Source organism: Roseateles sp. P2_H4, from assembly GCF_056403315.1.
In genome coordinates, this window is record NZ_JBFUFR010000007.1 from 1 (window position 1) to 25633 (window position 25633).

A 25633-nucleotide genomic window follows, 5' to 3' on the forward strand; every position below is an offset into this window, starting at 1 on the left:
GCGGTCGGCGCCAAGGTGGCGCCGCTGTCCATCTTCGCGCGCAAGAACTACTTCTACCCCGACCTGCCCAAGGGCTACCAGATCAGCCAGTTCGAGATCCCGGTGGTGCAGGGCGGCTCGGTCGAGTTCTTCGTCGGCGACGTGAAGCACAAGGTCAACCTGACCCGCGCCCACCTCGAGGAAGACGCGGGCAAGAGCCTGCATGAGGACTATCACGGCCAGTCGGGCATCGACCTGAACCGCGCCGGCACGCCGCTGCTGGAGATCGTCTCCGAGCCTGACATGCGCTCGGGCGCCGAGGCCGCCGAGTACGCCAAGACGCTGCATGCGTTGGTGATGTGGCTGGGCATCTGCGACGGCAATATGCAGGAAGGCTCCTTCCGCTGCGACGTCAACGTGTCGGTGCGCAAGCCCGGCGAGCCCTATGGCACGCGCCGCGAGATCAAGAACCTCAACAGCTTCCGCTTCCTGCTGGACGCCGTGAACTACGAGGTCAACTGGCAGATCGACGAGATCGAGGACGGCCGCAAGATCCAGCAGGCCACCATCCTCTACAACCCCGACACCGGCGAGACCCGCGCGATGCGCAGCAAGGAGGACTCGGCCGACTACCGCTACTTCCCCGACCCCGACCTGCCGCCGCTGGTCATTGCGCCGGAATGGGTGGAGCGCGTCAAGGGCGAGATGCCCGAACTGCCGCGCGTGATGGCGGCGCGCTTCGAGAGCGTCGACGGCCTGCCTGCCTATGACGCGACGATGATGACGCAGAGCCTGGCGACGGCGCGCTACTACGAGGCCGCCAAGGCCGCGGGCGCGCAACCGAAGCTGGTGGCGAACTGGGTCATGGGCGAGATCTCGCGCCGGTTGAATGCCGAAGACCGTGAGATCGACGCGGCGCCGGTTGGCCCCGCGCTGCTCGGCGCGCTGATCGCGCGCATCACCGACGGCACGATCTCGAACAACGCCGCCAGGCAGGTGTTCGAGGCACTGTGGAGCGGCGAGGCCACCGACGTGGACGCCGTCATCGAAGCCAAGGGCCTGAAGCAGGTCAGCGACACCGGCGCCATCGAGGCCATCCTCGACGAGGTGCTGGCGGCCAACCAGAAGTCGGTGGACGAGTACCGCTCTGGCAAGGACAAGGCCTTCAATGCGCTGGTCGGCCAGGCGATGAAGGCGACCAAGGGCAAGGCCAACCCGGCCCTGGTCAACGAGCTGCTGAAGAAGAAACTTGGTTGAACATTGGCCTCAGGGTTTCTCTGAGGCCGATTTCAGCGCTTGGGCGTCGGTGGCGGCGCCGTCGGCGGCAACTCACCGAGCGGAGGCAGCGAGCCCGGCGTGGCACCACTCCAGAGCTTCTTCAGCCGGCTGAGTTCGGCGTCGAAGGTTTTGTTGATGCGCACGAGTTCGGCCTTCTGGTTCTCGATGAGAACCTCCTGGGCCTCGATGCTGGCGTCGTTGGCGTCCAGCTGCTGCTTGAGCTTGGCCGGCAGCGGCTTGCCCTTGTAGAACTCGGCTTCGTCCAGCAGCGGCTTGCGCTCGACGTTGAGGTCCTTGATGCGGCGCTCGGAGCTGCGCATGGCCTTGTTCGAATCGTCCAGCGCGGTGTTGCGCGCCCGCAGGTGCGAGGCCTCGGTGGGGTAGCGCAGCATCAGCGAGCGGTCACGGCGGATGGCGTCCTGCTGGGCGAGGCGGTCGGCGGCGGCGCGGCGGTCGGCTGCCTCCTTGGCAGCTCGGTCCTCGGGGCTGAGGAAGGGCGGCAGCGTCGCGCGCTGGGAACCATCGGGGTTGAGCACGCGCTGTTCACGCGCCACGCATTCGGGAATCGGGCGGTCGCCCGTCAGCTTGCGGCCGTCGGCCGTCGTGCAGGTGTAGATGCCCTTGGCGGGCGTGGCGTCCTGCGCCAGCGCGGTGCTGGCGAGGAACAATCCGGCAACGACGGGCAGGACGCGCATCAGACCCCGTAACGCTCGCGGTAGGCCAGCACGGCCGGGCGGTGGGCGGCCAGTTCGGGCGCGTCCTCCAGATAGGCCAGCAAGTCGGCAAGACCTGCCACGGCGACGACGGGCAGGTTGTAGCGCTGTTGCACCTGCTGCACGGCCGACAACGGGCTGTCCACGCCGCCTTCGGCCGCCTTTTCCTGGCGGTCCAATGCGATGGTGACGCCGCAAGGCGTGGCGCCGGCAGCTTCGATCATCTGGATGGACTCGCGCACCGAGGTGCCGGCGGAAATGACGTCGTCGATGATGAGCACGCGGCCTTTCACCGGCGCACCGACCAGGGTGCCGCCTTCGCCGTGGTCCTTGGCTTCCTTGCGGTTGTAGGCGAAGGGCAGGTTGCGGCCGCGCCGCGCCAGCTCCATGGACACTGCCGCTGCCAGCGTGATGCCCTTGTAGGCCGGGCCGAAGATCATGTCGAACGGCAGGTTGGAGGCGATCAGGCGCTCGGCATAGAAGCCAGCCAGGCGGCCGAGCTTGGCGCCGTCATCGAACAGGCCGGCGTTGAAGAAGTAGGGACTGAGCCGGCCGGCCTTGGTCTTGAACTCGCCGAAGCGCAGCACGCCCGCCTCGACGGCGAAGGCGACAAAGGACTGGGCGAGAGAGTCGGTGGGCGCGGCGGACATGTGACAAAGATTCTAGGGGTCAAAAAAACAGGCCCGACCCCTAGAAGGAGGCCGGGCCGTCCGTGGTTTTCACCAAGTCGCGGGCGGGGCCCGCTTGTCGTCTTGCGCTGAACCAGTTGGGGGCCGAGCTGTCCAGAAGTACCTGGCCAGGTCCGCCCCTCAAGAACCCGCTGGATCAGTTGGGGACGGAGCTGCCCGTGAGTACACGGTCAGGGCCATCCTCAAGGACTAGAAACTGGCCTTGAATTGAACGCCGTAGCTGCGGGGCTCGTTGACGATACCGGTCAGGTTGTCGAAGTCGATGGCGGCGACGACCTGGCGGTGGTTGGTGATGTTGCGCGAGTAGGCCGCCACCTCGTACTTGCCGTTGGCCCAACCGTAGCCGACGCGCAGGCCGCCTTCCAGGGCCGACTTGGCCTTGTACTCGACCGCCTCGTACAGGAACATGTTGTACTTGTCCTTGTAGGCCCAGTCGGTCAGCACGCTCAGCTCGCCGGCGCCGATCTCGACGCTGTACTTGAGCGTCCAGTTCCAGGTGACCTTGGGTGCGCGCGGCAGCGGGTTGCCGTTGATGCTGACGGTGCCGGCCAGCGGGCCGGCCGGGTCCAGCACCGTGCAACCGGTGTTGGCTTCCAGGAACTGGAAGCCGGCATTGCCGCAGGGCAGCACGAAGAGGTTGGCGTCCTTGATCTTCGTGTCGTTGTACGAGAAGCCCAGCGTCGTGCGCCAGTCGCGCGCGATGATGGCCTGCGCGTCCAGCTCGAAGCCCTGGCCCTCGGCCTTGGCGGCGTTGACGAGGCGGTTCTGGTTGGTCGAACCCGAGCCGGCCGTCAGCTGCATGTCCTTCACGCGGTACTTGAACACCGTGCCGCTGATGCGGGCGGTGTTGTCCAGCAGGTCGGCCTTGAAGCCGGCCTCGACGGACAGCACCTTCTCGGAGTTCGCGATGGAGATCGAGTCACCGAACAGCACGCGGCCCTGGATGGACGGTGCACGGTAGCCGGTGGCGACGCGCGCGAACACGCTGGTGGACTTGTCGATGTTGTAGTTGGCGCCGACGTCCCAGCTCCAGTTGGTGGACTTGGGGTGGGTGTAGAAGGGGCCGATGATGTCGACGTTGGGCGCCTTGCCCGGCGTCCAGGTGCGCACGGCGTCGAAGTCCTTCTTGTCGTCGGTGTAGCGCAGGCCGGCGGTGAGCTTGAAGTCCGGCGTGACGGCGAACTTCACGTTGCCGAAGGCCGCCCAGGACTTGGCCTGCTGGTGCTGCACGGCGTAGCCGTTCTGCGGGTCGCCGACGGCGAAGCTGTCGAAGTTGAAGCTGTCGACCTGCAGCTTCTCGTTGAAGTAGTACAGGCCCGCGATCCACTGGAAGGCCGCGCTGGTGTTGGACTGCAGGCGGAATTCCTGCGTCGTCTGGCGCAGATAGGGAATGCCGTCGGCCGTCTGGGCGTCGAAGGGGATGACCGAGGGATAGGGCGTCTGCGAGCCGGAGGGGTAGTACTTCGGGCCGTCGGAGATGCCGCAGAAACGGCAGCCGAAACCGCCGTCCACGTCGCCGCGGCTGTAGAACTTGGCGCGGTCGTGGGCGGTGATGGAGTACAGCGACACGCCGTCGAAGTCCCAGCGCAGGCGGGCACTGACCTCGCTGGACTTCAGCGTCTGCGAGTTGTAGCCGTCGGTGGGGTAGGAGCTGTCGTCGTAGCCGTCGACGAGGTCGTTGGTGCCGCGCTTCATGATGTTGGCGCGGAAGGTCGTCGCCGTGCCCTTGAAGTCACGGGCCTGGACCTTGAAAAGACCCTCGAAGTTGCCGTTCTTGTACAGGGCCTGCATGCGCAGCGCCTTGTCGTTGTAGCCCTCGAGGTCGGACGTGGCGTTGGGCAGCGGGTTGTGGACGCGGTCGCTCTGGCGCTGGGCCAGGCCCGCCACGCGCAGCTGCAGGTCGCTGTTCACCGGCACGTTGACGGCGGCCTCCAGGTTGACGGCGCTCCAGCGGCCGAAGCCGACGTTGGCATAGCCCTCCAGGCGCTTGGTCGGCTTGGCCGAGTCGAACTTCATGACGCCGGCCGGCGAGTTGCGGCCGAACAGCGTGCCCTGCGGGCCGCGCAGCAGTTCCACCTGCGCCATGTCGAAGACCGGGAAGCCTTTCAGCGCGATGCTTTCCTGCACGACGTCGTCATAGACCAGGCCCACCGGCTGGGAGGCATTCATGTCGAAGTCGGTGTTGCCCAGGCCGCGCACATAGAAGCGCGGGAAGGTGCGGCCGTAGTCGGATTCGATGTTCAGGCTCGGCACCTTGCCGGACAGCGCGCGGATGTCCTGGCCGCTGGCGTTGTAGGTGTCCAGGTCCTCGGACTTGATCGCCGAGATCGACAGCGGCACTTCCTTCAGGTTCTCGGCGCGGCGGCTGCCGGTCACGATGACGGCTTCCAGCTGGCTGACGTCCTTCTTGGCTTCCGGGCCCGTCGCGGTCTGTGCCAGGGCGGCCTGCATCGGGAAGGCCGCGACCAGCGCGAGCGCGAGCAGGGTCGGAGAAATGCGGGGGTTCGGCATGGGAAATCCTCGGGTTGGCGGGGGTAAGGGCATGCGGGGGCGAAAAAATGGGCGTTCGTAACGCCTCTGATTCCTACGGGATCGTAAAGATCGCGTGACCGTTTGATGATGAAACCGTGCGGTGGGTGTTGTTCATTTGCTGCACTGCGATACTCCCCCGGACCAACCCTCTCCCTAGTTCAAATGCGCTTCATCACCGCCAATCTCAACGGCGTGCGTTCCGCCGCCAGCAGGGGCTTCTTCGAGTGGCTCGACCAGCAGCAGGCCGACGCGGTGGGCGTGCAGGAGCTCAAGGCGCAGGCCGATGTGGTGGAGGCCAAGTTCCGCCATTGCGACAAGCTCAGCGGGCATTTCCACTACGCCGAGAAGAAGGGCTACTCGGGCGTCGGCCTGTACACGCGTGAAGAGCCGAGTGACCTCATCACCGGTCTGGGGATCAGCGAGTTCGACAGCGAGGGCCGCTGGGTCGAGAAGCGTTTCGACAAGCCCGGCCGCAAGCTCAGCCTCATCAGCGTCTACTTCCCGAGCGGCACCAGTGGCGAGGAGCGCCAGGCGGTCAAGTACCGCTTCCTGGCCGCGATGCACCCGCACCTGGTGGCGCTGAAGGCCGAGCGCGAGTTCATCCTGGTGGCCGACGTCAACATCGCGCACAAGCAGATCGACCTGAAGAACTGGCGCGGCAACCAGAAGAACAGCGGCTTCCTGCCCGAGGAGCGCGCCTGGCTGACGACGCTGTTCGATGACGGCGCTGAAGGGGGCGGCCTGGTCGACGTCTTCCGCACGCTCAATGACAAGGCCGAGCAATACACCTGGTGGAGCGCCCGCGGCGCCGCGCGCGCCAACAACGTCGGTTGGCGGCTGGACTATCACCTGGCCACGCCCGGCATCGCGGCCCTGGCCCGAACGGAAGCCATCTACACCGGCCAGATGTTCAGCGACCACGCACCGCTGACGATCGACTACGACTTCAAGCTGTAACGAAAACACGGCGTAACCGGCCGCTACAGGCTGGGGGAGCCTCCTACATGAGATGACGCTTGGCACCGACGCCGGGCGAGAAGCGGGCGTCCTAGAGTGGACCTCAGCCGGTGGAAATGTCCGGCCCAGCCATCCGGCTCCAGGCCGGTTCCCGCTTTGAATAGGAGTTCCCAATGTCCACCCTCAAGACCGTCACCAGTGCATTGACCGCCGCCATTCTTGTCAGCGGCATCGGCTTGGCTGTTGCCCAGACCGAAGACCAGAAGCAGCCGACCGATCCCGTGGCCGCCGCCACCGCTGCGCCCCTGAGCGAGCAGACACCTGCCGACCCGAACGCAGCGCCGGTTGATCCGAACGCCGCCATGCCCCTCGAGAGCAACGCCGCCATCGCCCAGCAGCCCGCCCCCGCCGATGACCCGGCCAAGGTGACGCCGCCGGTGGACAGCACGGCCGCGCTGCCGAGCGACACCACGACCACCACGACCACCACCACGACGACGCCGAGCCCGAGCTATGACCAGCCGGCCACCCCGGCCCCCCGCGCCGACCGCCACTGAGCGTCATCGGCTGAGCGCGGCCTCCGTCACCGACCATGCGTTTCGGAGAACGCGCCGAACTCGCCGCCGCAGCCCGGCGGCGGGACATCCTCATCGGCCTGGGCCAGGGCGGCGTCATCGCTGCGCTGGCCCTGGCCGTGTTCTTCACTTTCTCGGGCGGCAGCTTCAAGCGCAAGCTCGCAGCGCCGACCCCCCGCCCGGTGGCCAGCGCGAAGGCTTCCGCTGCGGTACAGCCGTCGCCGCCAGCGGTCATCGACCGCCAGCTCGACTTCGGCCAGGTCCGCGCGCCGCTGGACGTGACCCGCGTCGCCGCCTGGGCCGTGCGCGAGGCCGACAACGGCAGCAGCGCCTTCGCCATCGTCGACAAGCGCCGTGCCCAGGTCTATGTCTTCGCCCCGGGTGGCCGCCTGCTCGGCACCAGCCCCGTGCTGCTTGGCTATGCATCAGGTGACCGCACCGTCGCAGGCATCGGAAACAAGAGCATCGAAGAGATCAAGCCGCAGGAGCGCACGACGCCCGCCGGCCGCTTCGTCTCGGCCCCCGGCCGCAACGCCGACGGCAAGGAGGTGGTCTGGGTGGATTACGACGCGGCCGTCTCCATGCACCGTGTCATCAACAGCAACCCCGCGGAGCGCCGCCTGGAGCGCCTGGCCACCAAGACGGCGGCCGACAACCGCATCAGCTGGGGCTGCATCAATGTTCCTGTCGATTTCTTCGAGCGCACCGTGCTGCCCAACCTGGGCCAGAGCCGCGCCGTGGTCTATGTGCTGCCTGAAAAGCAACCCCTGACAGCCTTCTTCCCGGCCGCCGCGCCCCCCCAGATGCTGGCCCAGGCGGGTTCACGGCGAGGTAACAGCGCCAAACCGTGAACTCCTTGTCTGTTGGTTACAAGAGCCTCTTCCTAGACTGCCCGCCAAGGCAGGCGCGATGGTTGCGCCGCCCGGGACAAGGGGCGTCGAGTGGGCAGCAGTTGGGCAGTTCGGGCCAAGGCCTTCGTATGTGGCATCGCTGGCGTGGCGGGCTTTCTGGCAGCCGCATCAGCGGGCGCGGAAGTCATCTCACGCCCCGTCGCCGGTGACGCGGGAGACGCCCGCCCTTTTGCCATCGTCGACAAGCGCCAGGCGACCCTGTCCATCTATGCCGCCGACGGCAGCCTCGTCGGTCGCGCGCCGGTGCTGCTCGGGCTGACGCCCGGCGACCAGGAGCCGCAGAGCTCGCGCGGCAAGGATCCTTCGGCGCTGAAGGTCAGCGAACGCGTGACGCCATCGGGCCGCTTCGAGGCTCAGCCTGGCGTCAACCTGAACGGCGAGCGCATCGTCTGGTTCGACTACGACGCCAACCTCGCCATCCACCGCCTGCGCCCGGCGCCGGCCAGCCAACGCCGCCCCGAGCGCCTCGCCTCCGCCAGGCTGGAAGATCGCCGCATCACGCTGGGCTGCGTCGTCGTCGACCCCGCCTTCTTCGACCAGGTCGTGCTGCCGACGCTGGGCGGCGGCAAGAGCCTGGTCTACATCCTGCCGGAGCGCGAGCCCCTGATCGCCGCCGCCGCGGGCACGCCGCACGCCGCCGCGCCCTGAGTTCCGCGGGCCGGCCGACCCAGGGCAATCCCTGGGCCGCCCGTCCGTGGAAAACGCGCTGCGGGCGGGACAATTCCAGGCTTCCGCGCGGGCTACCCGCCCACCTCCTGCGGTTTCACCTGGAACGACTGACGTGACTACCACCTCCCCCGTGGCCAATCCGGCCGCGGCCGGCCGAGCGACGCCGACCCCGGCGACCATCCTCGGCCAGCCCAACCAGCTCTTCGTGCTGTTCTTCACCGAGATGTGGGAGCGCTTCTCCTACTACGGCATGCGCGGCCTGCTGGTGCTTTTCCTTGTTACCGAAGTCGCCAAGGGCGGCTGGGGCTGGACCCGCGCCGAGGCGACGTCGCTGTACGGCTGGTACACGGGCATGGCCTATCTGCTGCCGGTGCTGGGCGGCTATCTGGCGGACCGCTACCTCGGCACGCGCCGCGCGGTGCTGTTCGGCGGCTTCGTCATCGCGGCCGGCCACATCTCGATGTTCCTGAACACGGTGCCGAGCTTTTACGCCGGCCTCGGCCTCGTCGTGCTGGGCACGGGCCTGTTCAAGCCCAATGTGTCGGCCATCGTCGGCCAGCTCTACGGTCCCAAGGAAGACAACGCCCGTGACGGCGGCTACACGCTGTTCTACATGGGCGTGAACGCCGGCGCCTTCTTCGGCATCCTGCTGTGCGGCTACATCGGCGAGAAGGTGTCCTGGCACCTGGGCTTCGGCCTCGCGGGCCTGTTCATGATCCTGGGCGCGCTGCAGTTCTATTTCAGCCAGCACATCTTTGGCGACATCGGCGGCCCGCCCAAGGCCGAAGACCGCGCCAAGCTTGCTGCTGCCGCCGCGGCAGAGGAAGCGCCGGCCCATGTCGTGGCCGACCGCCTGAAGGCCATCTTCGTGTTCTCCTTCTTCACGATCTTCTTCTGGTTCGCCTTCGAGCAGGCTGGCGGTTCCATGACCATCTTCGCGGCCGACTACACCGACCGCACCCTGGTCGGCACCAGTGGTTTCGTCTTCAAGGTCGTCAACTCGCTGATGACCGTCCTGCCGGCGCTGATCCTGACCTGGCTGCTGTGGAAGCTCAACCGCAGCACGGGCAGCCGCTACGCACTGGCCAACGGCTTGCTGGCGTTGGCCTTCGCAGTCATCTGGGGCCTGGTGCTGTGGATGCTGGCGCGCGAGTTCGCGCTGGAGCAATCGGAAGTCCCGGCCAGCTGGTTCGGCGTGCTGAACTCCTTCTTCCTTGTCATCCTGGCGCCGGCCTTCTCCAAGATGTGGGAGAAGCACTGGAACCCGGCCGGCCCGGTCAAGTTCGGCGTCGGCCTGGTGCTGCTGGGCCTGGGCTTCGCGGCGCTGTCCTATGGCTCCAGCGGCATCCCGGCGGGCGCCAAGACGGCCCAGGTCAGCATGGTCTTCCTGTGCCTGGCCTATCTTTTCCACACCATGGGCGAGCTCTGCCTGTCGCCCGTGGGCCTGTCCTATATCTCCAAGCTGGCGCCGGCGCGCCTGCTGGGTCTGATGTTCGGCGTCTGGTTCCTGAACACGGCCATTGCCAACAAGCTGGCCGGCTCCACCGGCGCCTACATCGACGAGATCTCTACCAAGTACTCGATGTCGGTCTTCTTCCTGATCTTCACGGCCATCCCCATCGGCGCCGGCGTCATCCTGATGCTGCTGACGCCCTGGATGAAGAAGAAGATGCACGGCGTCCACTAATAAATCATCTGCACGGGGTCATGAAACCCGTGCGTTACTGCCAAAGCCGCCCGGCCCCGCGCCCGGCGGCTTTTTTGTTCACAGTTCCTCCCTGTTGACAAGGAATGTCAGCAGCCTGGTCGGGCTTTAGGTTTTGGGGTAACGGCGCCGCGGCGATGTGCTTACAGTCGCCCGCTTGCATTCGGAGCCCCCCATGTCCAAGAAGAATCTGGCGCTGACCCTGACCCCCGTTCTCATCGCCCTGCTCGCCGCCTGCGGCCAGAAGCAGGAAGGCGCCGGCGGCCCGGGCGGCCACGGTGGCGGCCCGCCGCCGGTGTCGGTGGCGCCGGCCACCCAGCGCGAGGTGCAGGAATTCGACGAGTTCACGGCCCGCTTGGAAGCGCCCGACACCGTCGACGTGCGCTCACGCGTTGCCGGCACCGTGGACGCCGTGCGCTTCAAGGAAGGCCAGCTCGTCAGGAAGGGCGACCCGCTGTTCACGATCGACGCGCGCGCCTTCAAGGCCGACGTCGCCCGTGTCGAAGCGCAGATCGCCGCGGCCAAGACGCAGGCCGACTTGGCGCGCACCGATTTGGCGCGCTCCGAGAAGCTGGTCAGCATCAACGCCGTCAGCCAGCAGGAGATCGACCAGCTGCGCTCGGCACTGCGCTCGGCCGAGGCCAACCAGAAGGCCGCGGAAGCCGCCCTGGTGCAGTCCAAGCTGAATGTCGAATACGCCAGCATCACGGCGCCCGTCAGCGGCCGCACCTCGCGCGCCAACGTCACGCCAGGCAATCTCGTCGGTGTCGGCGACCCGGTGCTGACCACCGTCGTCTCCAGCGACAAGGTCTACGCCTATTTCGACGCCAGCGAAGCCACCTACCTGAAATACATGCGCGCCGCCCGCGAGGGCAGCCGCGCCTCGTCTCGCGACGCGGCGAACCCGGTGCAGATGGGCTTGTCCAACGAGCAGGGCTACCCGCATGCCGGCAAGATGGACTTCGTCGACAACCGCCTGAACCCGGCCACTGCCTCCATCCGCGGCCGCGCGGTGTTCGACAATAAGCAGGGCCTGTTCACGCCGGGCCTGTTCGCCCGCATCAAGCTGATCGGCAGCGGCAGCTACCAGGCCGTCGTCGTGCCCGACCGCGCCATCTCGACCGACCAGACGCGCAAGGTCGTCCTCATCGTCGGCGCCAACAACATCGTGCAGCCCCGCCCGGTCACGCCGGGCGCGCTGATCGACGGCATGCGCGTCGTCGACGGCGTCAAGGCCGGCGAGCTGGTCATCGTCGACGGCCTGCTGCGCGCCTTCCCCGGCGCGCCGGTCACGCCGCAGGTGCTGAAGGTGGATGAGAAGGGCATGCCCGTCCCGGCGGCTCCCCCGGGCGCTGCGCCTGCTCCCGCCCCGGCTTCTGCTCCCGCTTCGGCCGCCTCGAAGTAATCCCAAGGCGGTAGCCCCATGGACATCTCACGCTTCTTCATCGACCGGCCGCGCTTCGCGACCGTGTTGTCCCTCTTCATCTTCCTGATCGGCGCGCTGGCCATCCCGCTGCTGCCGATCTCCGAGTACCCCGAGGTCGCGCCGCCACAGGTCGTCGTGCGCGCCCAATACCCCGGCGCCAACCCGCGCGTGATCTCCGAGACGGTGGCCACGCCGCTCGAGGAGCAGATCAACGGCCTCGAGAACGTCCTCTACTTCGACAGCCAGGCCACCGGCGACGGCGGCATGACGCTGACCGTCACCTTCAAGATCGGCACCCACCCGGAAGCCGCCGAGACGGCGGTGCAGAACCGCATCAACCGCGCGCTGCCGCGCCTGCCCGACATCGTGCGCCAGATCGGCGTGACGACCGAGAAGGCGGCGTCCAACCTGACCATGGTGGTCCACCTGGTCAGCCCGGACAACTCGCGCGACGCCCTCTACCTGCGCAACTACGGCACGCTCAATGTGCGTGACGACCTGCTGCGCGTGCCCGGCATGGGCTCGGTGCTGAGCTTCGGTGCAGGCGACTATGCGATGCGCATCTGGCTCGACCCGCAGAAGCTGGCGGCCCGCAACCTGACGGCTTCGGACGTCGTGGGCGCGATCCGCGAACAGAACACGCAGGTCGCGGCCGGTGTCGTCGGCGCCTCGCCATCGCCCAAGAACACCGATTTCCAGCTGTCCATCAATGCCCAGGGGCGCCTGGCCAGCGAGGAGGAGTTCAGCGACATCATCGTCCGCAGCGAGCCCAGGACGGGCGCCATGGTGCGCGTGAAGGATCTCGGCCGCGTCGAGATCAGCGCCAACACCTATGCACTGCGCAGCCTGCTGAACAACAAGGAAGCCGCGGCCATCGCCATCTTCCAGGCGCCGGGCTCCAACGCCCTGGCCATCTCGGACAACGTGCGCAAGACCATGGAGAGGCTCAAGCCCAGCTTCCCCAAGGGCGTGGACTACGACATCGTCTACGACCCGACGCGCTTCGTGCAGACCTCCATCGAGAAGGTCGTGCACACGCTGTTCGAGGCCGTTGCCTTGGTGGTGCTGGTCGTCATCATCTTCCTGCAGACCTGGCGCGCCTCCATCATCCCGCTGGTGGCCGTGCCGGTGTCCATCATCGGCACCTTCGCCGTGCTGCTGCTGCTGGGCTTTTCCATCAACACGCTGACGCTGTTCGGCCTCGTGCTGGCCATCGGCATCGTGGTGGACGACGCCATCGTGGTGGTCGAGAACGTCGAGCGCAACATCCAGGACGGCCTGACGCCGCATGCGGCGACGGTGAAAGCGATGCAGGAGGTCTCGGGCCCCATCATCGCCATCGCCCTGGTGCTGTGCGCGGTTTTCATCCCGCTCACACTCGTGCCGGGCTTGTCGGGCCAGTTCTACAAGCAGTTCGCCGTCACCATCGCCATCTCCACGGTGATCTCGGCCTTCAACTCGCTGACACTCTCGCCGGCCCTCGCCGCCATCCTTCTGCGCCCGCACGACGCGCCCAAGGATGCACTGACGCGCGGCATGGACAAGGTCTTCGGCCGCTTCTTCAACTGGTTCAACCGCTTCTTCCACCGCCGCTCCGAGGGCTACAGCCGCGGCGTGACGGGCATCCTGCGCCGCAAGTCGGCAGCGCTGATCGTCTACGCGCTGCTGCTGGGCGCCACCGTGCTGCTGCTGGCGCGCATCCCCAGCGGCTTCGTGCCCGCGCCGGACAAGCAGTACCTGATCGGCATCGCCCAGCTGCCGGCCGGCGCCAGCCTGGACCGCACCGAGGAAGTCATCCGCCGCATGAGCGAGATCGCGCTGAAGGTGCCCGGCATCAAGGACTCGGTGGCCTTCCCCGGCCTGTCGGGTGCCGGCTTCTCGGCCGCACCGAACGAGGGCATCGTCTTCTTCGGCCTCGAGGACTTCGACAAGCGCACCTCGCATGACCTGAGCAAGGAGGCCATCCTCGGCAAGGTCAACGGCGCCATCCAGCAGATCCAGGGCGCGCGCATGTTCGTCGTGCCGCCGCCGCCGGTCGACGGCCTGGGCATCGCCGGCGGCTTCAAGGTGCAGGTGCAGGACCGCAGCAGCCAGGGCGAGCAGGCCCTGTACGGCGCCGTCTGGGGCACGCTGGGCCAGGTCTATGGCAACCAGAACACGTCGATCGGCACGCCGTATTCCAACTACGACATCAACGTGCCGCAGCTGTTCGCCAACGTCGACCGAACCAAGGCCAAGCAGATGGGCGTGCCGCTGGCCTCCATCTACGACACGCTGCAGATCAACCTCGGCTCCCTCTACGTCAACGACTTCAGCCGCTTCGGCAAGACCTACCAGGTCATCGTGCAGGCCGACGCGCCCTTCCGCGCCAAGGCCGAGGACATCACGCAGCTGCAGACCCGCAACGGCAGCGGCGAGATGGTGCCGCTGGGTTCGCTGATGAGCGTCGAGCCGACCTTCGGCCCGACGCGCGTGACGCGCTACAACGGCTTCCCGTCGGCCGACATCAACGGTGCGCCCAAGCCCGGCTTCTCGTCCGGCCAGGCCGAGGCCGAGATCGAGCGCCTGCTGAAGACGCTGCCGCGCGGCTTCGGCTACGAGTTCACCGAGCTCAGCTACCAGGACCGCCTGACGCGCAGCGTCACCATCCCGGTGCTGAACGTCGAGGTGCCGACGCTGGCGGCGGTGCTGGCCTTCTCGGTGCTGCTCGTCATCCTCGTGCTGGCGGCCCAGTACGAGAGCTGGAGCCTGCCGCTGGCCATCATCCTGATCGTGCCGATGTGCATCCTGTCGGCGCTGTTCGGCGTCTGGCTGTCGCACTTCCCGCCCTTCGGGCAGGCGGGGGACCTGAACATCTTCACGCAGGTGGCCCTGGTCGTGCTGGTCGGCCTGGCGTGCAAGAACGCCATCCTGATCGTCGAGTTCGCCAAGGAGCTGGAGGAGCAGGGCAAGTCCATCCGCGACGCCGTCATCGAGGCCTGCCGCCTGCGGCTGCGCCCCATCCTGATGACGTCCATCGCCTTCTGCGCCGGCGTCATCCCGCTGATCCTGGGCAGCGGCGCCGGCAGCGAGATGCGCCGTGCGATGGGCATCGCCGTGTTTGCCGGCATGCTGGGCGTGACGCTGTTCGGCATCTTCCTGACGCCGGTCTTCTACAGCCTGCTGCGCGCCAGCACCGAGAAGCGCCGTGCCCGTGCGGCGGCGCTGCGCGCCCAGGTCGAGGCCTCGGCCCATGCCTTCCACCCCGGCATCGATGACGATGTCTCCACGAAGAAGGAGGGTCACTGACATGCTCGCCCGTCTGACCCCACTCGCCCTGGCCGTCGCGCTGGTCGGCTGCGCCGCGCCCGGCCTGTCCAAGGGCCCGGCCAATCTCGCGCCCGAGAAGTTTGCGCAATTGCCGCCCGCCAACCCCGGCGCCGCGACGATGACGACGGCCTTTGTCGACAGCGCCCAACTCCAGCGCGTCGTCGACGAGGTGTTGGCCAACAACCGCGACCTGCGCGCCGCCGCCGCGCGGCTGAAGCAGGCCGAGGCCCTGGCCGATGCGGCCGGCGCCCGCCGCCTGCCCACCGTGGGCCTGGGCGCCAGCGCCAGCCGCCAGCGCGCGCCCAACGACCAGGGCGTGTTCAACAACTTCACCAGCTACGGCGTCAATGCGACGGCGGGTTGGGAGGTCGACCTCTGGGGCCGCGCGTCGTCCAACGCGCAGGCGGCCGGTTATGACGCTGAAGGAGCAGCGCTGGATCGCGACGCGGCCCAGCTGAGCCTGGCCGGCACGGCGCTGAACCTGCAGACCCAGCTCATCGGCCTCGGCCACCGGCTCGCGCTCGCCAAGGAAACGCTGGGCGTGCAGAACCAGCTGCTCGACCTCGTCAAGGCACGCGTCGGCGCCGGCCGTGGCACGGCGCTGGACCAGGCCCGTGCCGAAGCGCTGGTGGCGCAGACCTCCGCCAGCGTGCCCGCGCTGCGCAACGCGGCCTGCCTGACGCGCCTGCAACTCGACGTGCTGCGCGGCCAGCTGCCGGCCGACTGCGACAAGGCCGACAGCGATCCGCTGCCCGGCATGCCCGAGCCCCGCCTCATCAGCCTCGGCACCCTGCCCGATCCGGCTGGATTGCTCAGCGCACGCCCCGATGTGAAGGCCGCCGCCGTGCGTGCCCAGGCCGCCGCGTCACGCGCCCACGTCGCCTGGGCCGCGCGCTGGCCCAGCCTGGGTCTGACCGGCCAGATCGGCTGGAGCGCCGGCAGTGCTGGCGACCTGTTCAAGAGCGGCACGCAGATCCACAGCCTCGCCGCTGCTTTGAACTGGAACTTCCTGGACTTCGGCGCCCGCAAGGCCGAGGAGAGCGCGGCGCGCGCTGGCTATGAGGCCGCCGTGGCCGGAGCCGAACAGGCCCAGCTGACGGCATTGCAGGACGCCCAGGGCAGCCTGTCGACGCTGCGCGAGACCGAGCTGCAGGCTACGGCCCAGGCCACGGCCGCCGACGCGACGCGGCGCGCCCGCGAATTGGCCCTGAAGCGCTACGAAGCCGGCGTGACCGACTTCTATGCCTTGCTCAGCGCCGAGCAGGAGCGCCTGGCGGCGGCGGACGCGTTGATCCAGGTGCAGACTCAGCGCGCCGCAGCCCTGCTGGGCGTGCACAAGGCTTTCGCGGCCCGCTTGACGGTGGCGCAGTAGGTCGTCTGTTGTGCATGGGGCCGGCGCTGCCGGCCCCTGTAGCGATCAAGCAGCCGCGGTGGCCGGTCCGGCCGCGCGCCTGCGCCAGCGCCACCACAGCAGGCCCAGGCCGAGGACGAACATCACGGCGCCGACCCAGCGCGTCTCGCCGGAGCTGTCCTCCATGTCGGCCATGCGCACGACGCTGGGTTCGTTGGGCAGGTAGCGCACCTTGACCATGGGCTCGGTCTTGCCGTCCTTCATGGACTGACCCAGTTGCTGCGGCAGGCTGATCTCGCCACGGGCCAGGTCACCGGCTTCCGTCTTGAAGACGATGTGGCCGCGGAAGCCGCTCTCCGAGCCGCGCTTCTTGCGCCACTCGATGCTTTCCACCACGGCGGTGGCCTCGCGGCCATTGGCCTGCAGGCGCTTGACGTCGCGGGCATTGCTCGCGCCGCTGAACATCACATAGGGCCCGCCGATCAGCAGCACGGCCACCATGATCCAGGATCTGAAACCTTCCAGCATCACTCACTCCCTTGGCGCCCTCGGGCGGCCCGGGCGCGGTTCTTTTTTCAGCGAGGCAGCCGCCCCTGCGGCCGCGATTGTTCCAGCGCCGCTGAGCGCGCTTTCTCAGGGTCTGCCTGAAGCTGCAGGGCTCACGAGGCCGCGACGATGCGGGCGGCCAGCTGCATGACGCTGCGGCGGTAGGCATCGGCCAGTGCGTCTGCCTGCGCGCCGCACGGCAGGCTCAGGTCGGCCGAGCCGGGAGGCGGCAGCGCGGTGCCGGCCGGCGCCTGCAACGGCAGCCAGTGCCAGCGGGCGCGCAGCCGCAGCTGCAGCCCGCCGCTGTCGGGCCGTGCCAGCCATTCATCCACCTGCACGACGAGGCGCAGCGACTCGCCGTCGGGCGTGTTCTGCTTGCCCACCGTGACGGGGTAGGGCTGGCGCAGCCGCCACAGGTCCTCGGCCAGCAGGCGCGGCAGCGCCTCGCTGAGCGGCTCGGCCCAGCGCGCCTCGGGCAAGGGACGCAGGCCGGCACTGCCCTCGGCGACAAGGATCTCGTCGCGGTCCAGCAGCTCGGGCAGGGCCAGCTGTGGGCTCAGTACCCAGGCGCGGCCGTCCTGGCCGGGTTTGGCATCGGCGGGCAGCGGCGGCATGCCGGTCAGCCCGTAGAGACGGCGTGGTGGCGTGTTGCGTGTCGAGCAGCCGGCGAAAGTTGCGGCAGCCAGCATGAGCAGGCCACGGCGGCGCAGGTTCATGGCGGTCGTCATTTGGCAGCCTCCGGTGCGGCGGTTGGGGGAGCATCCGGCTGGCGGCCGAGCAGCAGCTGCTGCGGCTGCGCGTCCAGCGACCGCGCGAGCTGTCGCAGCGCGCGTGCCGCCTGCGACAGCTCGCGCATCGTGCGCTCGGTCTGCTGCAGCAGCGGGCCGTCGCCGTCGGCGGCTTCGCGCAGCGAGGCGCTGGCCTTCGCCAGCTCATTGACCGCGCGCTGCACATCGCGCACGGTCGGCCCCTTGGGGTCCAGCAGATCGCTGGCGCGGTCGGCGCCGGTGCCCAGTTTGTCGGCTGCGATCGAGACCTTGTCGCCCGCACGGTCCACGCTGGCCATCGCGCGTTCGGCGCTGCTCGTCAGCGGCGTGGCGCGGCGGTCCAGCTGCGCCGCCAGGCTGCGGGCGTGCGTGGCGGTGGCGGCGAAATCCTTCAGGCCCTGCTTCAGTTCGGGCGCGGCGATGAGCTGGCGCGCCGAGTTGGCGATCTGGCTCAGGTCGTCGACGATCTTCTTCAGGTCGACGCTTTCGAGCTGGTCCTTCAGCGCCTGGAAGGCGGTCGCGCTGGTCGGGATCTCGGTCGCATCGCCCTTGTAGCCGCCATGCAGCCTGCCGGGCGGCTTGGTGCGGAAGTCCAGGTCGATGTAGAGCTGCCCGGTCAGCAGGCTTTGCGTGCCGAGCTGGGCCGTCAGGCCGCGCTTGATCAGTGTCGGCAGCGCATGGCCGATGTCGTCGTTGCCCATGCGCCCGTCCAGGCCGCGCACGGCGTCCTCGTCGAGGTTGGCGATGACGGGAATGGCGAAGCTGTCGGACTTGCTGTCGTAGTGCACGGTGATGTCGGTGACGTCACCGATGCGCACGCCGCGGAACACCACCGGCGCCCCCTTCTGCAGCCCGAACACGGAGCCCGAGAAGAACATCACCACGCGTTCCGGCTGCTTGAACCAGTGCTGCCCGGGCAGGGCGATCAGCGCGATGACCAGCAAGGCCACGGCGCCGACGACGAAGGCGCCGATGACGAAGGGGCTGGCGCGGCGGCGCTTCACGCGGCCTCCCGCTCTGGCTCGTACTGACCGCGGGTCAGGAACTCGCGCACCGCATCCGGCCCGTGGTCGCGCAGCTCGGCGGGTGGCCCCAGCGCTGTTGCCGTGTGCGCTTCGACGTCCAGGAAGAGCACCCTGTCGGCCACGGCGAAGAGGCTCTCCAGCTCATGCGTGACGAGGACGATGGCGCGGCCCATCTCGTCCTTGAGCCGCTTGATGAGGTCGTCCAGCCGCGCCGAGGTGAGCGGGTCCAGGCCGGCCGAAGGTTCGTCCAGGCACAGCAGTGGCGGGTCCAGCATCAGCGCGCGGGCGATGGCCGCGCGCTTCCTCATGCCGCCGGACAGTGCGGCTGGCTCGGCGTCGAAGGTGGCAGGATCGTCCAGGCCGGCCAGGGCCAGCTTGAAGCGCGCCTGGCGCTCGCGTTCGGCCTCGTCCAGCTCGGTGTAGAGCTCCAGCGGCAGCATCAGGTTCTCGCCGACCGTCATGCTGCTCCACAGCGCGCCGGCCTGGAAGGCGACGCCGATCTCGCGCCGCGGCGGGTCGTCGCCGTGCACGTCGCGCTGCTGGCCGTCGGCCGTCCACAGCACGCGGCCGGTCCGCGGCGTCTGCAGGCCGATCATGTGGCGCAGCAGCGTGCTCTTGCCGCAGCCGCTGGCACCGACGATGGCCAGCACTTCACCCGCCTTGACCTCGAAGTTCAGGCCATGCTGCAGCTCCTTGCCGCCGGCGTGCAAGCTGAGGTTCTCGACGCGCATCAGCACCTCGTCAGGCTGTTTCTTCTTGTCGGCCATCAGATGTCCAAGCGCTGGAAGATGACGGTCAGCGTCGAGGCGGCCACCACCATCCAGACAATGGCCTGTACAACAGCCGCGGTCGTCGCTTCGCCCACCGCCTGCGCACTGCGCCCGGCGTTCAGGCCCTGGCGGCAGCCTGCCAGCGCGACCAGTACCGCGTAGACACTGCCCTTGAGCAGGCCGACGAACAGGTCCCAGCCCGCCAGCGCCTCGCGGGTGGTCGTCAGATAGGCCATGGGCGGGACGTCGTAAAGCAGGACGGCCACCGCCCCGCCCACCGCCAGCCCGGCCACGCCGGCGCACAGCGTCAACAGCGGGCCGGTGACGAGCAGGGCCAGCATGCGCGGCAGCACCAGGTGCTCGACCGGGTCCACCCCCAGCGTCGTCAGCGCGTCGATCTCCTCGCCGGCGCGCATGCTGCCAATCTGGGCCGCAAACGCAGCACCGACGCGGCCAGCCAGCACGATGCCCACGACCAGGGCCGCGATCTCGCGCACGACGCCGATGGTGACGAGGTTGGCGATGAAGCTCTGCGCGCCGAAGCGCTGCAGCTGCTCGGCGCCCATATAGGCCACGATCAGGCCCACCAGGCTGCTGACCAGCAGCACGATGGGCAGGCTGCGCGGTCCGGTCTGCTCGATCTGCCAGAGCCAGTCGCTCATGCGCATCGCGCTGCGGCCACGCATCAGTCGTCCGAGGGCGGCCAGCGTGTCGCCGATGAAGACCAGGGTCTTGCGCCATTCGGGATCGGGCGCTTCCTCGTCATCGGCCACCGGCTTCTGCTTGGGCGCCTGAGCCTGCGGAAGGCTCAGGCCCAGCAGCGGCTGCAGCCCGCGCGGCAGGCCGGCGAAGTCGAGCTGGACGCCGCCGCGCGCCAGTGGCGCCAACAGCTGCCACAGCGCGCCGGCCAGCGGCGGCTGCCAGTGCGAGAGCGCCTCGCTGTCGAAGCCCAGCCGCGTGCCGTCGGCCACCGGCAGTTCTGCGGGCGGCTTGGGCAGCTCTGCGCCGCTCAGGTCGCCAGACAAGACCAGGCGCCACTGCTGGCCCTCACCCTCCCAGCGCGCCTCGCCCGTGCCGGAAGCGCCGGACGAAGGGAGGGGAGCTGACAAGGTATGGGACATGACAGCTCATGCTCTGTCCCGGCTGCGCGTTCGCGGCCCGGACGCCGACGGCGCGATTTGTAGGACGGCGCGCCGCCGCACCGGCCCTGTCGGTGTGGGCCGACACGCCAATGGCGGCGTGGATGACCGCGCCCGCGCGCGCCAACGCTCAAAGTTGTAGCCCGCCCAGCCGATTCAGGAGCCCGCCATGAAACCCACTGCCAAGACGCCCGTCCAAGGCGACGGCCTGCAAGGCGAAGGCAACTACGCCGCCGCTCGCCGCCACCGCGAGTCCGTCGAGAAGTTCGTCAAGAGCGGCGCGGTCGAGCCTCCGGCCCGTGAGGCTGCACCCCACAACATCGACGAAGCCCGCGAGATGCGCGACGCCGAACAGGCTGGCAAGAGCCACGCCAAGCGATGAGCAAGACCATCAACCCCGATGCCGCCCGGCCCGAGGGCAAGCCCTCGCTGCCGCATGAGCGTGACCAGCAGAACACGGCGACCAACCCCGAGCCGGACCCGCAGGTGCACCGCGCCGCGCGCGATCTCCAGCAGGGCCAGGTCGACACCGACCTGCGCGCCACGCCGGGGCTGGACGCCGATAAACGCGGCGGCATGGTGAAGGGCGGAGAACACGGCGCCGGCGACCAGAAAACGCGCCGCTAGGACGGCATCAGCCGCTGCACGACCTGGTTGCGACCCTGGGCCTTGGCTTGGTAGAGGCCGGCGTCGGCGCGGTTGATCAGGCCGTCCAGCGTCTCCTCCGGCCGCGCCGTGGCCACGCCAATGCTGACGTGGCAGCGCGGCAGGGCCGCGTCCCCCTCGGTGCTGGTGCGCAGGCGTTCGGCCACGGCCAGCGCCTGGGCGGCATCGGTGTCGGGCAGCAGGGCGACGAACTCCTCGCCGCCGTAGCGGCCCAGCACGGCCGGCCGGCGCAGCACGGCATGCGCGCGTTCGACGAAGTCGGCCAGCACGCGGTCGCCCACCAGGTGGCCGTGCTCATCGTTGATGCGCTTGAAATGGTCCAGGTCCAGGTCCAGCATCAGCACCGACAGTGGGCGGCCCTGCCGCCGGGCCCGTGACAGTTCCGCCTCTCCCGTCGTGTACAGCGCGCGGCGCGTCAGCGCGCCGGTCAGGCTGTCGCGCGTGATGAGACGCTCCAGCTCCTGGCGCAAATGCTCCGAGGCCATCAACACCGTGCCGATGCTGGTCAGCAGCGTGCCGAAGGCCAGCCCCAGCAGGTAGATGACCTGCATGGGCGACGGCGTGAACAGGCCTTCCTGCGGCGGCATGAAGGGCGCCGTCACCGCGCGGGCCAGGATGATGGTGCTGCTCAGCAGCAGCACGACGGCGGTGAAGCGGGTCGCGAAGCTCTGCGCCGGCTGGTTCCAGATGAAGTGCGCATGCCAGGCGCCCGTGCCTCCCAGCAGCAGGCCCATGAACAGCACCCGGTAGCCGTAGGGCCCGGTGAAGAAATGCATGAATGCCACGATGGCGAGTCCGGTCATGCCCAGCAGCGCCCAGCTGCGGGCCGGCAGCGGCTGCTCGAAGAAGCGGTAGCTGCCGGCTACGAACAAGGCGGCGCCGGCAAACATCAGCGCATTCGCCAGGCCGAGGGACAGCAGCTCCGGCAGCGCGCCCCGCAAGGTGAACAGCAGCGCCGATGCGAAACCCACCAGCGGCGCGGCGGCCCAGTGGCCCAGGCCATGGATGGAGGGCGGATAGCTGCGGCGCTGGAAGAACATGACCAGCGCCATCAGGCAGCCCATCACCCCGGTGACGCCGCTGATGGTGCGAAGCTGCAGCATGTCCAGCACGGTCTGACCTTCCGCCAGTCGAAACGCGAGTCTAGGTGGCAAGTTGGTCGGTGGAATGCGGCAAAGTGCCGCGGGGCGCGTGCGCGTGAGTGAATGGTGGCCGGCGCGCAATCCGGATTGATGCGTCGCCCAGATGGGGACTGGCTGGGGGGCAAAGCGCCGCGCCACACTGCGCGCCCATTTCTGTGCCGCCCTGCCTTGATCAGTCCCGACGCGCCCCCGCCCGAGCCCTGCGTAGCGCACTGGCGCCAGCAGTTCCTGCGTGAACTGGCGCAGCCGCTGCCCTGGGTGGAGGGCCTGTTCGACCGCCAGCCCGACATGGTCTTTTCCATCAAGGACCGCAGCGGCCGCTATGTGTCGATCTCCCAGGCCTGCGCCGAACGCTGCGGCCTGGTGCACCAGGGCGACGCCATCGGACGTACCGCGCGGCAGCTGTTTCCGGCCCATATGGCCGAGCGCTACACGGCGCAGGACGAGCAGCTGTTCCGCACCGGCGAGCCCGTGCTCGACAACCTCGACCTGACGCTGTTCGCCAACCGCGAGCCCGGCTGGTGCCTCAGCACCAAGCTGCCGCTGCATGACCGCGCGGGCCAGGTCATCGGGCTGGCCTGCCTGTCGCGCGACCTGGAGGAGCCCAGCCGCTCCGGCATGGTCGACGCGCGCATGGCCGCCGTCGTGGACCTGATGCTGGCGCGTCATGCCGAGCCGTTGGGCATCGAGATGCTGGCCGACCATGCCGGCCTGAACGTCGCGCAGTTCGAGCGGCGCATGAAGAAGATCTTTCGCCTCAGCCCCAGCCAGTACCTCACCAAGCTGCGCATCGACGCCGCGGCGCGGCTGCTGCAGGCCAGCGACCGGCGCATCAGCGACATCGCGCTGGATTGCGGCTTCTGCGACCAGAGCGCACTGACCAAGCAATTCCGCGCGCTGACCGGCCTCACGCCGCGCGCCTTCCGCCAGTGGGTGCGCGACATCCATCCCGAGGCCGCCCAGGCGTGACGCCTTGTATCCGCGCCCCTCGCGGCGCGCCTGGGGCCAACCCAGTCCGGGACAACCCGCGCCGCGCCCAGTAGAGCGGGCCGAAGCCGCGCTGGCGCAGGGGTTTCGCACCTCGCCGATCGCAGCGAATCCGCACAAGACGGGCCTGCGGGCCGTGCGTACGGTGCGCCGCTGCCGCATCGCCTCATCACCGGCGACGGCGCAACACAGGAGACACCCATGAAGACATTGCACCGCCTGGCCACGAGCCTGGCGCTGGGCGCGCTGGCCACGCTGGCCCAGGCCCACGACACCCCGCAGCAGCAGGCACCACGCCCCAGCCAGCGCAGCGCCCTGCCGCCTTCGCCCGAGCAGGCGCAGTACCGGCTGCAGACGGCGCCGCGCGACAGCGTCAAGCCCGTCGCCGGCCGCGTGAAGGCGCTGGCCGCGCGGCCTTGCGAGGACATGAGCGTGCTGGCCGGCCTGCAGGGCAGCGCGCTGGCCGATTACGTCGCCAACCTGCCGGCCTTCGACTGCCACTACGGCCTGTTCTCGCTCGGCGGCACGCGCGCGGCCAGCGTGTTCAGCGCCGCCAACTTCACGGCCGTGGCGCAGCGCTTCGCGCAGGAGGCCACCAGCTACGACGCCAGCAACATCCGCCTCGTCAACCTGACGCTCTACCTGCGCGCGGGCTACTACGTGGCCAGCGGCGGCAACGGCCCCATGCCGCCTGCGGCGGTGCGCGAGGTCACGCGCGGCGTCATCGGCGGCCTGCTCGACAACGGCCTGCTGATGCGCGCCAACACTCCCGGCTACACCACGGCCGGCGAGGTGATGACGCTGATCACCAACCAGAACGACGAGCTGTACTACATGCCGCGGCTGCGCGGCCTGGTCACGCGCTTCACCAACACGGCGGCCAACCCCCGCGCCGTGCAGGCGCTGACCGAGCGCACCGCGGCCGCCGGCTTCACCGGCGCGCTGACGGTGATGTACTACGTGCACTGGCGTGATGGCGCGACAGCCGCGCTGCAGAACGACCCCAGCACCACCCAGGCGCTGTACGGCTTCGTGCGCGGCAACCGCGCCGCCCTGCTGGGCACGGCCAACGACTACCAGCTCAACGACGCGCTGCGCGAGGCGCTGCGCTACGGCCGGTACCCGGCGCTGCTGCCCACGGTCAGCCAGGAGATCCGTGACACGCTGGCCAACAGCCGGCCCGGTGACAACAGCGTCTCGCTGTGGGCCGCCGCGGCCGAAGCCGTCAGCTACTACGACAACGCCAACTGCGCCAGCTACGGCACCTGCAACTACAAGACGACGCTGGCCGACGCCGTGCTCAAGGTCACGCAGCGCTGCAGCGACACCTTGCGCGTGCGCTCGCAGTCCCTCACCGCCGCGCAGCTGGCCGACACCTGCAGCCAGCTGGCGACCGAGGAGGCCTATGCGCACACCATGCTGAAGACGCGGCGCTTGCCCGTCGCCAACGACAACAACGGCGCGCTGGAGGTGGTCGTGTTCGACGACTACGCGAACTACCAGAAGTACGCCTCGCTGATCTATGGCATCAGCACCGACAACGGCGGCATGTACCTTGAAGGCAACCCCGCCGATGCGGCCAACCAGGCGCGCTTCGTCGCCTACAAGGCCACCTGGCTGCCCGACTTCCAGATCTGGAACCTCAAGCACGAGTACATCCACTACATCGACGGCCGCTTCGACATGGCCGGCGACTTCGCGCTGGGCACGTCCAAGCCCACCGTCTGGTGGATCGAGGGCATTGCCGAGTACCTCTCGCTGGGCAACAACGACCAGGCGGCCATCGACGCTGCGCGCACGGCGCAGTACAGGCTCAGCGACATCTTCGGCAACACCTACGAGATGGCCGACTACGTCAATCGCGCCTACCGCTGGGGCTATATGGCCACGCGCTTCATGGTCGAGCGCCACCGCAGCGACGTGGATGCCAACCTCGCCCTGTTCCGCCTGGGCGACTACACCGGCTACCAGGCGCGCATGCAGGCCATCGGCACGCGCTACGACGCCGAGTTCGCCAACTGGGTGGCCAGCGCCACCACCGCCGGCCAGCCGCCGCTGCCCGCCGACCCTGCCCTGCCCGCCTGCAGCGGCGACCCGCGCTATCTGGGCCGCAACTGCGCCATCGCCCTGCCCGCCGGGACGGTGAACTACCTGTATCTGCGCCTGCCGGCGGGCGCGAGCAATGTGCGCATCTTCAGCAGCGGCGGCAGCGGTGACCTGAGCCTGTCCGTGGACTACGGCCGCTGGCCCACCGCGACCCAGTACCTGGCCCGCTCCGCGCAGACCGGCACGGCGCAGAGCGTCAACCTGGCCCAGCCCGGTTCGTCCGACTGGTACTACGTCGTGCTCGGCTCCAAGGACCCGCGCGCCAGCTACAGCGGCGTGAGCATCGCCGCCACCTACGACCTTCCCAAGCCCTGACGCGAAGGGGCGAAACGCGATCGTCCCGGGGCGGGCGGCGGCGGCGGCGGGGTCAAAGCCCGCTACGCTGCCGGCC

Annotated in this window: 22 protein-coding genes; 13 read left to right on the top strand and 9 right to left on the bottom strand. The window is 68.8% G+C overall.

The window, feature by feature from the left end; genetic code table 11:
- A partial coding sequence (gene gatB, locus AC1DW3_RS07065; RefSeq protein WP_477929946.1) for an Asp-tRNA(Asn)/Glu-tRNA(Gln) amidotransferase subunit GatB occupies positions 1 to 1236 on the top strand: 1236 nt, incomplete at its 5' end.
- A 32-nt stretch (positions 1237 to 1268) separates the two neighbouring features.
- Here the strand turns inward: gatB and AC1DW3_RS07070 are convergent.
- The 3 genes from AC1DW3_RS07070 to AC1DW3_RS07080 form a co-directional block, all read right to left on the bottom strand.
- Positions 1269 to 1952, bottom strand: coding sequence for a hypothetical protein (locus AC1DW3_RS07070; RefSeq protein ID WP_477929948.1), 684 nt, complete (start codon positions 1950 to 1952; stop codon positions 1269 to 1271).
- A complete protein-coding gene (gene pyrE / locus AC1DW3_RS07075; RefSeq protein ID WP_477929950.1) occupies positions 1952 to 2620 on the bottom strand; it encodes an orotate phosphoribosyltransferase in 669 nt (222 codons plus the stop codon). The genes AC1DW3_RS07070 and pyrE overlap by 1 nt, the downstream gene beginning before the upstream one ends.
- Before the next feature lie 228 nt (positions 2621 to 2848).
- Positions 2849 to 5170: a TonB-dependent receptor gene (locus AC1DW3_RS07080; RefSeq protein WP_477929952.1), complete on the bottom strand. Its 2322-nt coding sequence runs from the start codon at positions 5168 to 5170 to the stop codon at positions 2849 to 2851.
- Positions 5171 to 5353: 183 nt separating this feature from the next.
- On the opposite strand from AC1DW3_RS07080, the gene AC1DW3_RS07085 reads away from it, so the two are divergent.
- The 8 genes from AC1DW3_RS07085 (at position 5354) to AC1DW3_RS07120 (ending at position 16115) form a co-directional block, all read left to right on the top strand.
- On the top strand, positions 5354 to 6148 hold the full coding sequence (locus AC1DW3_RS07085; RefSeq protein ID WP_477929954.1) for an exodeoxyribonuclease III: 795 nt from the start codon (positions 5354 to 5356) through the stop codon (positions 6146 to 6148).
- 173 nt (positions 6149 to 6321) lie between these two features.
- Entirely contained in the window at positions 6322 to 6705 is a 384-nt protein-coding gene (locus AC1DW3_RS07090; RefSeq protein ID WP_477929956.1) for a hypothetical protein, read from the top strand.
- Positions 6706 to 6740: 35 nt separating this feature from the next.
- Positions 6741 to 7574 (top strand): hypothetical protein, encoded by an 834-nt coding sequence (locus tag AC1DW3_RS07095; protein ID WP_477929958.1) that lies wholly within the window; start codon positions 6741 to 6743, stop codon positions 7572 to 7574.
- Positions 7575 to 7718: 144 nt separating this feature from the next.
- Positions 7719 to 8282, top strand: coding sequence for a L,D-transpeptidase (locus AC1DW3_RS07100; protein WP_477929959.1), 564 nt, complete (start codon positions 7719 to 7721; stop codon positions 8280 to 8282).
- 133 nt (positions 8283 to 8415) lie between these two features.
- Positions 8416 to 9990 carry a peptide MFS transporter gene (locus AC1DW3_RS07105; RefSeq protein WP_477929960.1) on the top strand — a complete coding sequence of 525 codons (1575 nt, stop codon included), beginning with the start codon at positions 8416 to 8418 and terminating at the stop codon, positions 9988 to 9990.
- A gap of 193 nt (positions 9991 to 10183) precedes the next feature.
- Entirely contained in the window at positions 10184 to 11413 is a 1230-nt protein-coding gene (locus tag AC1DW3_RS07110; protein ID WP_477929962.1) for an efflux RND transporter periplasmic adaptor subunit, read from the top strand.
- An 18-nt stretch (positions 11414 to 11431) separates the two neighbouring features.
- Positions 11432 to 14722, top strand: a complete 3291-nt coding sequence (locus AC1DW3_RS07115) for an efflux RND transporter permease subunit (RefSeq protein ID WP_477929964.1) — start codon at positions 11432 to 11434, stop codon at positions 14720 to 14722.
- 1 nt (position 14723) lies between these two features.
- Positions 14724 to 16115: an efflux transporter outer membrane subunit gene (locus AC1DW3_RS07120; protein WP_477929965.1), complete on the top strand. Its 1392-nt coding sequence runs from the start codon at positions 14724 to 14726 to the stop codon at positions 16113 to 16115.
- Between the two features lie 45 nt (positions 16116 to 16160).
- Here the strand turns inward: AC1DW3_RS07120 and AC1DW3_RS07125 are convergent, their stop codons facing one another.
- From AC1DW3_RS07125 to AC1DW3_RS07145, 5 genes are all read right to left on the bottom strand, one after another.
- On the bottom strand, positions 16161 to 16622 hold the full coding sequence (locus AC1DW3_RS07125; RefSeq protein ID WP_477929967.1) for a DUF3592 domain-containing protein: 462 nt from the start codon (positions 16620 to 16622) through the stop codon (positions 16161 to 16163).
- 131 nt (positions 16623 to 16753) lie between these two features.
- Entirely contained in the window at positions 16754 to 17368 is a 615-nt protein-coding gene (locus AC1DW3_RS07130) for a PqiC family protein (protein WP_477929969.1), read from the bottom strand.
- Complete coding sequence (locus AC1DW3_RS07135) at positions 17365 to 18411, bottom strand: MlaD family protein (protein WP_477929971.1); 1047 nt, start codon at positions 18409 to 18411, stop codon at positions 17365 to 17367. The genes AC1DW3_RS07130 and AC1DW3_RS07135 overlap by 4 nt, the downstream gene beginning before the upstream one ends.
- Complete coding sequence (locus AC1DW3_RS07140; protein ID WP_477929973.1) at positions 18408 to 19199, bottom strand: ABC transporter ATP-binding protein; 792 nt, start codon at positions 19197 to 19199, stop codon at positions 18408 to 18410. Before AC1DW3_RS07140 ends, AC1DW3_RS07135 begins: the two co-directional genes overlap by 4 nt.
- Positions 19199 to 20323 (bottom strand): MlaE family ABC transporter permease, encoded by a 1125-nt coding sequence (locus AC1DW3_RS07145; RefSeq protein ID WP_477929975.1) that lies wholly within the window; start codon positions 20321 to 20323, stop codon positions 19199 to 19201. Before AC1DW3_RS07145 ends, AC1DW3_RS07140 begins: the two co-directional genes overlap by 1 nt.
- Before the next feature lie 187 nt (positions 20324 to 20510).
- On the opposite strand from AC1DW3_RS07145, the gene AC1DW3_RS07150 reads away from it, so the two are divergent.
- Positions 20511 to 20723, top strand: coding sequence for a hypothetical protein (locus AC1DW3_RS07150; RefSeq protein ID WP_477929977.1), 213 nt, complete (start codon positions 20511 to 20513; stop codon positions 20721 to 20723).
- Positions 20720 to 20968, top strand: coding sequence for a hypothetical protein (locus AC1DW3_RS07155; RefSeq protein WP_477929979.1), 249 nt, complete (start codon positions 20720 to 20722; stop codon positions 20966 to 20968). The genes AC1DW3_RS07150 and AC1DW3_RS07155 overlap by 4 nt, the downstream gene beginning before the upstream one ends.
- Here the strand turns inward: AC1DW3_RS07155 and AC1DW3_RS07160 are convergent.
- The gene (locus AC1DW3_RS07160) at positions 20965 to 22110 is read right to left on the bottom strand and encodes a GGDEF domain-containing protein (protein WP_477930274.1); all 1146 of its coding nucleotides are present in this window, start codon (positions 22108 to 22110) and stop codon (positions 20965 to 20967) included. The genes AC1DW3_RS07155 and AC1DW3_RS07160 overlap by 4 nt on opposite strands.
- Before the next feature lie 207 nt (positions 22111 to 22317).
- Here AC1DW3_RS07160 and AC1DW3_RS07165 point away from each other — a divergent pair, with 207 nt between their 5' ends.
- Complete coding sequence (locus AC1DW3_RS07165; protein WP_477929981.1) at positions 22318 to 23118, top strand: helix-turn-helix domain-containing protein; 801 nt, start codon at positions 22318 to 22320, stop codon at positions 23116 to 23118.
- Positions 23119 to 23337: 219 nt separating this feature from the next.
- Complete coding sequence (locus tag AC1DW3_RS07170) at positions 23338 to 25557, top strand: M9 family metallopeptidase (protein WP_477929983.1); 2220 nt, start codon at positions 23338 to 23340, stop codon at positions 25555 to 25557.
- Positions 25558 to 25633: the final 76 nt, after the last annotated feature.

Coding starts and splice junctions, on each gene's coding strand:
- AC1DW3_RS07070 (WP_477929948.1), bottom strand. CDS start 1,952: ATGCGCGTCCTGCCCGTCGTTGCCGGATTGTTCCTCGCCAGCACCGCG.
- pyrE (WP_477929950.1), bottom strand. CDS start 2,620: ATGTCCGCCGCGCCCACCGACTCTCTCGCCCAGTCCTTTGTCGCCTTC.
- AC1DW3_RS07080 (WP_477929952.1), bottom strand. CDS start 5,170: ATGCCGAACCCCCGCATTTCTCCGACCCTGCTCGCGCTCGCGCTGGTC.
- AC1DW3_RS07085 (WP_477929954.1), top strand. CDS start 5,354: ATGCGCTTCATCACCGCCAATCTCAACGGCGTGCGTTCCGCCGCCAGC.
- AC1DW3_RS07090 (WP_477929956.1), top strand. CDS start 6,322: ATGTCCACCCTCAAGACCGTCACCAGTGCATTGACCGCCGCCATTCTT.
- AC1DW3_RS07095 (WP_477929958.1), top strand. CDS start 6,741: ATGCGTTTCGGAGAACGCGCCGAACTCGCCGCCGCAGCCCGGCGGCGG.
- AC1DW3_RS07110 (WP_477929962.1), top strand. CDS start 10,184: ATGTCCAAGAAGAATCTGGCGCTGACCCTGACCCCCGTTCTCATCGCC.
- AC1DW3_RS07115 (WP_477929964.1), top strand. CDS start 11,432: ATGGACATCTCACGCTTCTTCATCGACCGGCCGCGCTTCGCGACCGTG.
- AC1DW3_RS07120 (WP_477929965.1), top strand. CDS start 14,724: ATGCTCGCCCGTCTGACCCCACTCGCCCTGGCCGTCGCGCTGGTCGGC.
- AC1DW3_RS07125 (WP_477929967.1), bottom strand. CDS start 16,622: ATGCTGGAAGGTTTCAGATCCTGGATCATGGTGGCCGTGCTGCTGATC.
- AC1DW3_RS07130 (WP_477929969.1), bottom strand. CDS start 17,368: ATGACGACCGCCATGAACCTGCGCCGCCGTGGCCTGCTCATGCTGGCT.
- AC1DW3_RS07140 (WP_477929973.1), bottom strand. CDS start 19,199: ATGGCCGACAAGAAGAAACAGCCTGACGAGGTGCTGATGCGCGTCGAG.
- AC1DW3_RS07145 (WP_477929975.1), bottom strand. CDS start 20,323: ATGTCCCATACCTTGTCAGCTCCCCTCCCTTCGTCCGGCGCTTCCGGC.
- AC1DW3_RS07150 (WP_477929977.1), top strand. CDS start 20,511: ATGAAACCCACTGCCAAGACGCCCGTCCAAGGCGACGGCCTGCAAGGC.
- AC1DW3_RS07155 (WP_477929979.1), top strand. CDS start 20,720: ATGAGCAAGACCATCAACCCCGATGCCGCCCGGCCCGAGGGCAAGCCC.
- AC1DW3_RS07160 (WP_477930274.1), bottom strand. CDS start 22,110: ATGCTGCAGCTTCGCACCATCAGCGGCGTCACCGGGGTGATGGGCTGC.
- AC1DW3_RS07170 (WP_477929983.1), top strand. CDS start 23,338: ATGAAGACATTGCACCGCCTGGCCACGAGCCTGGCGCTGGGCGCGCTG.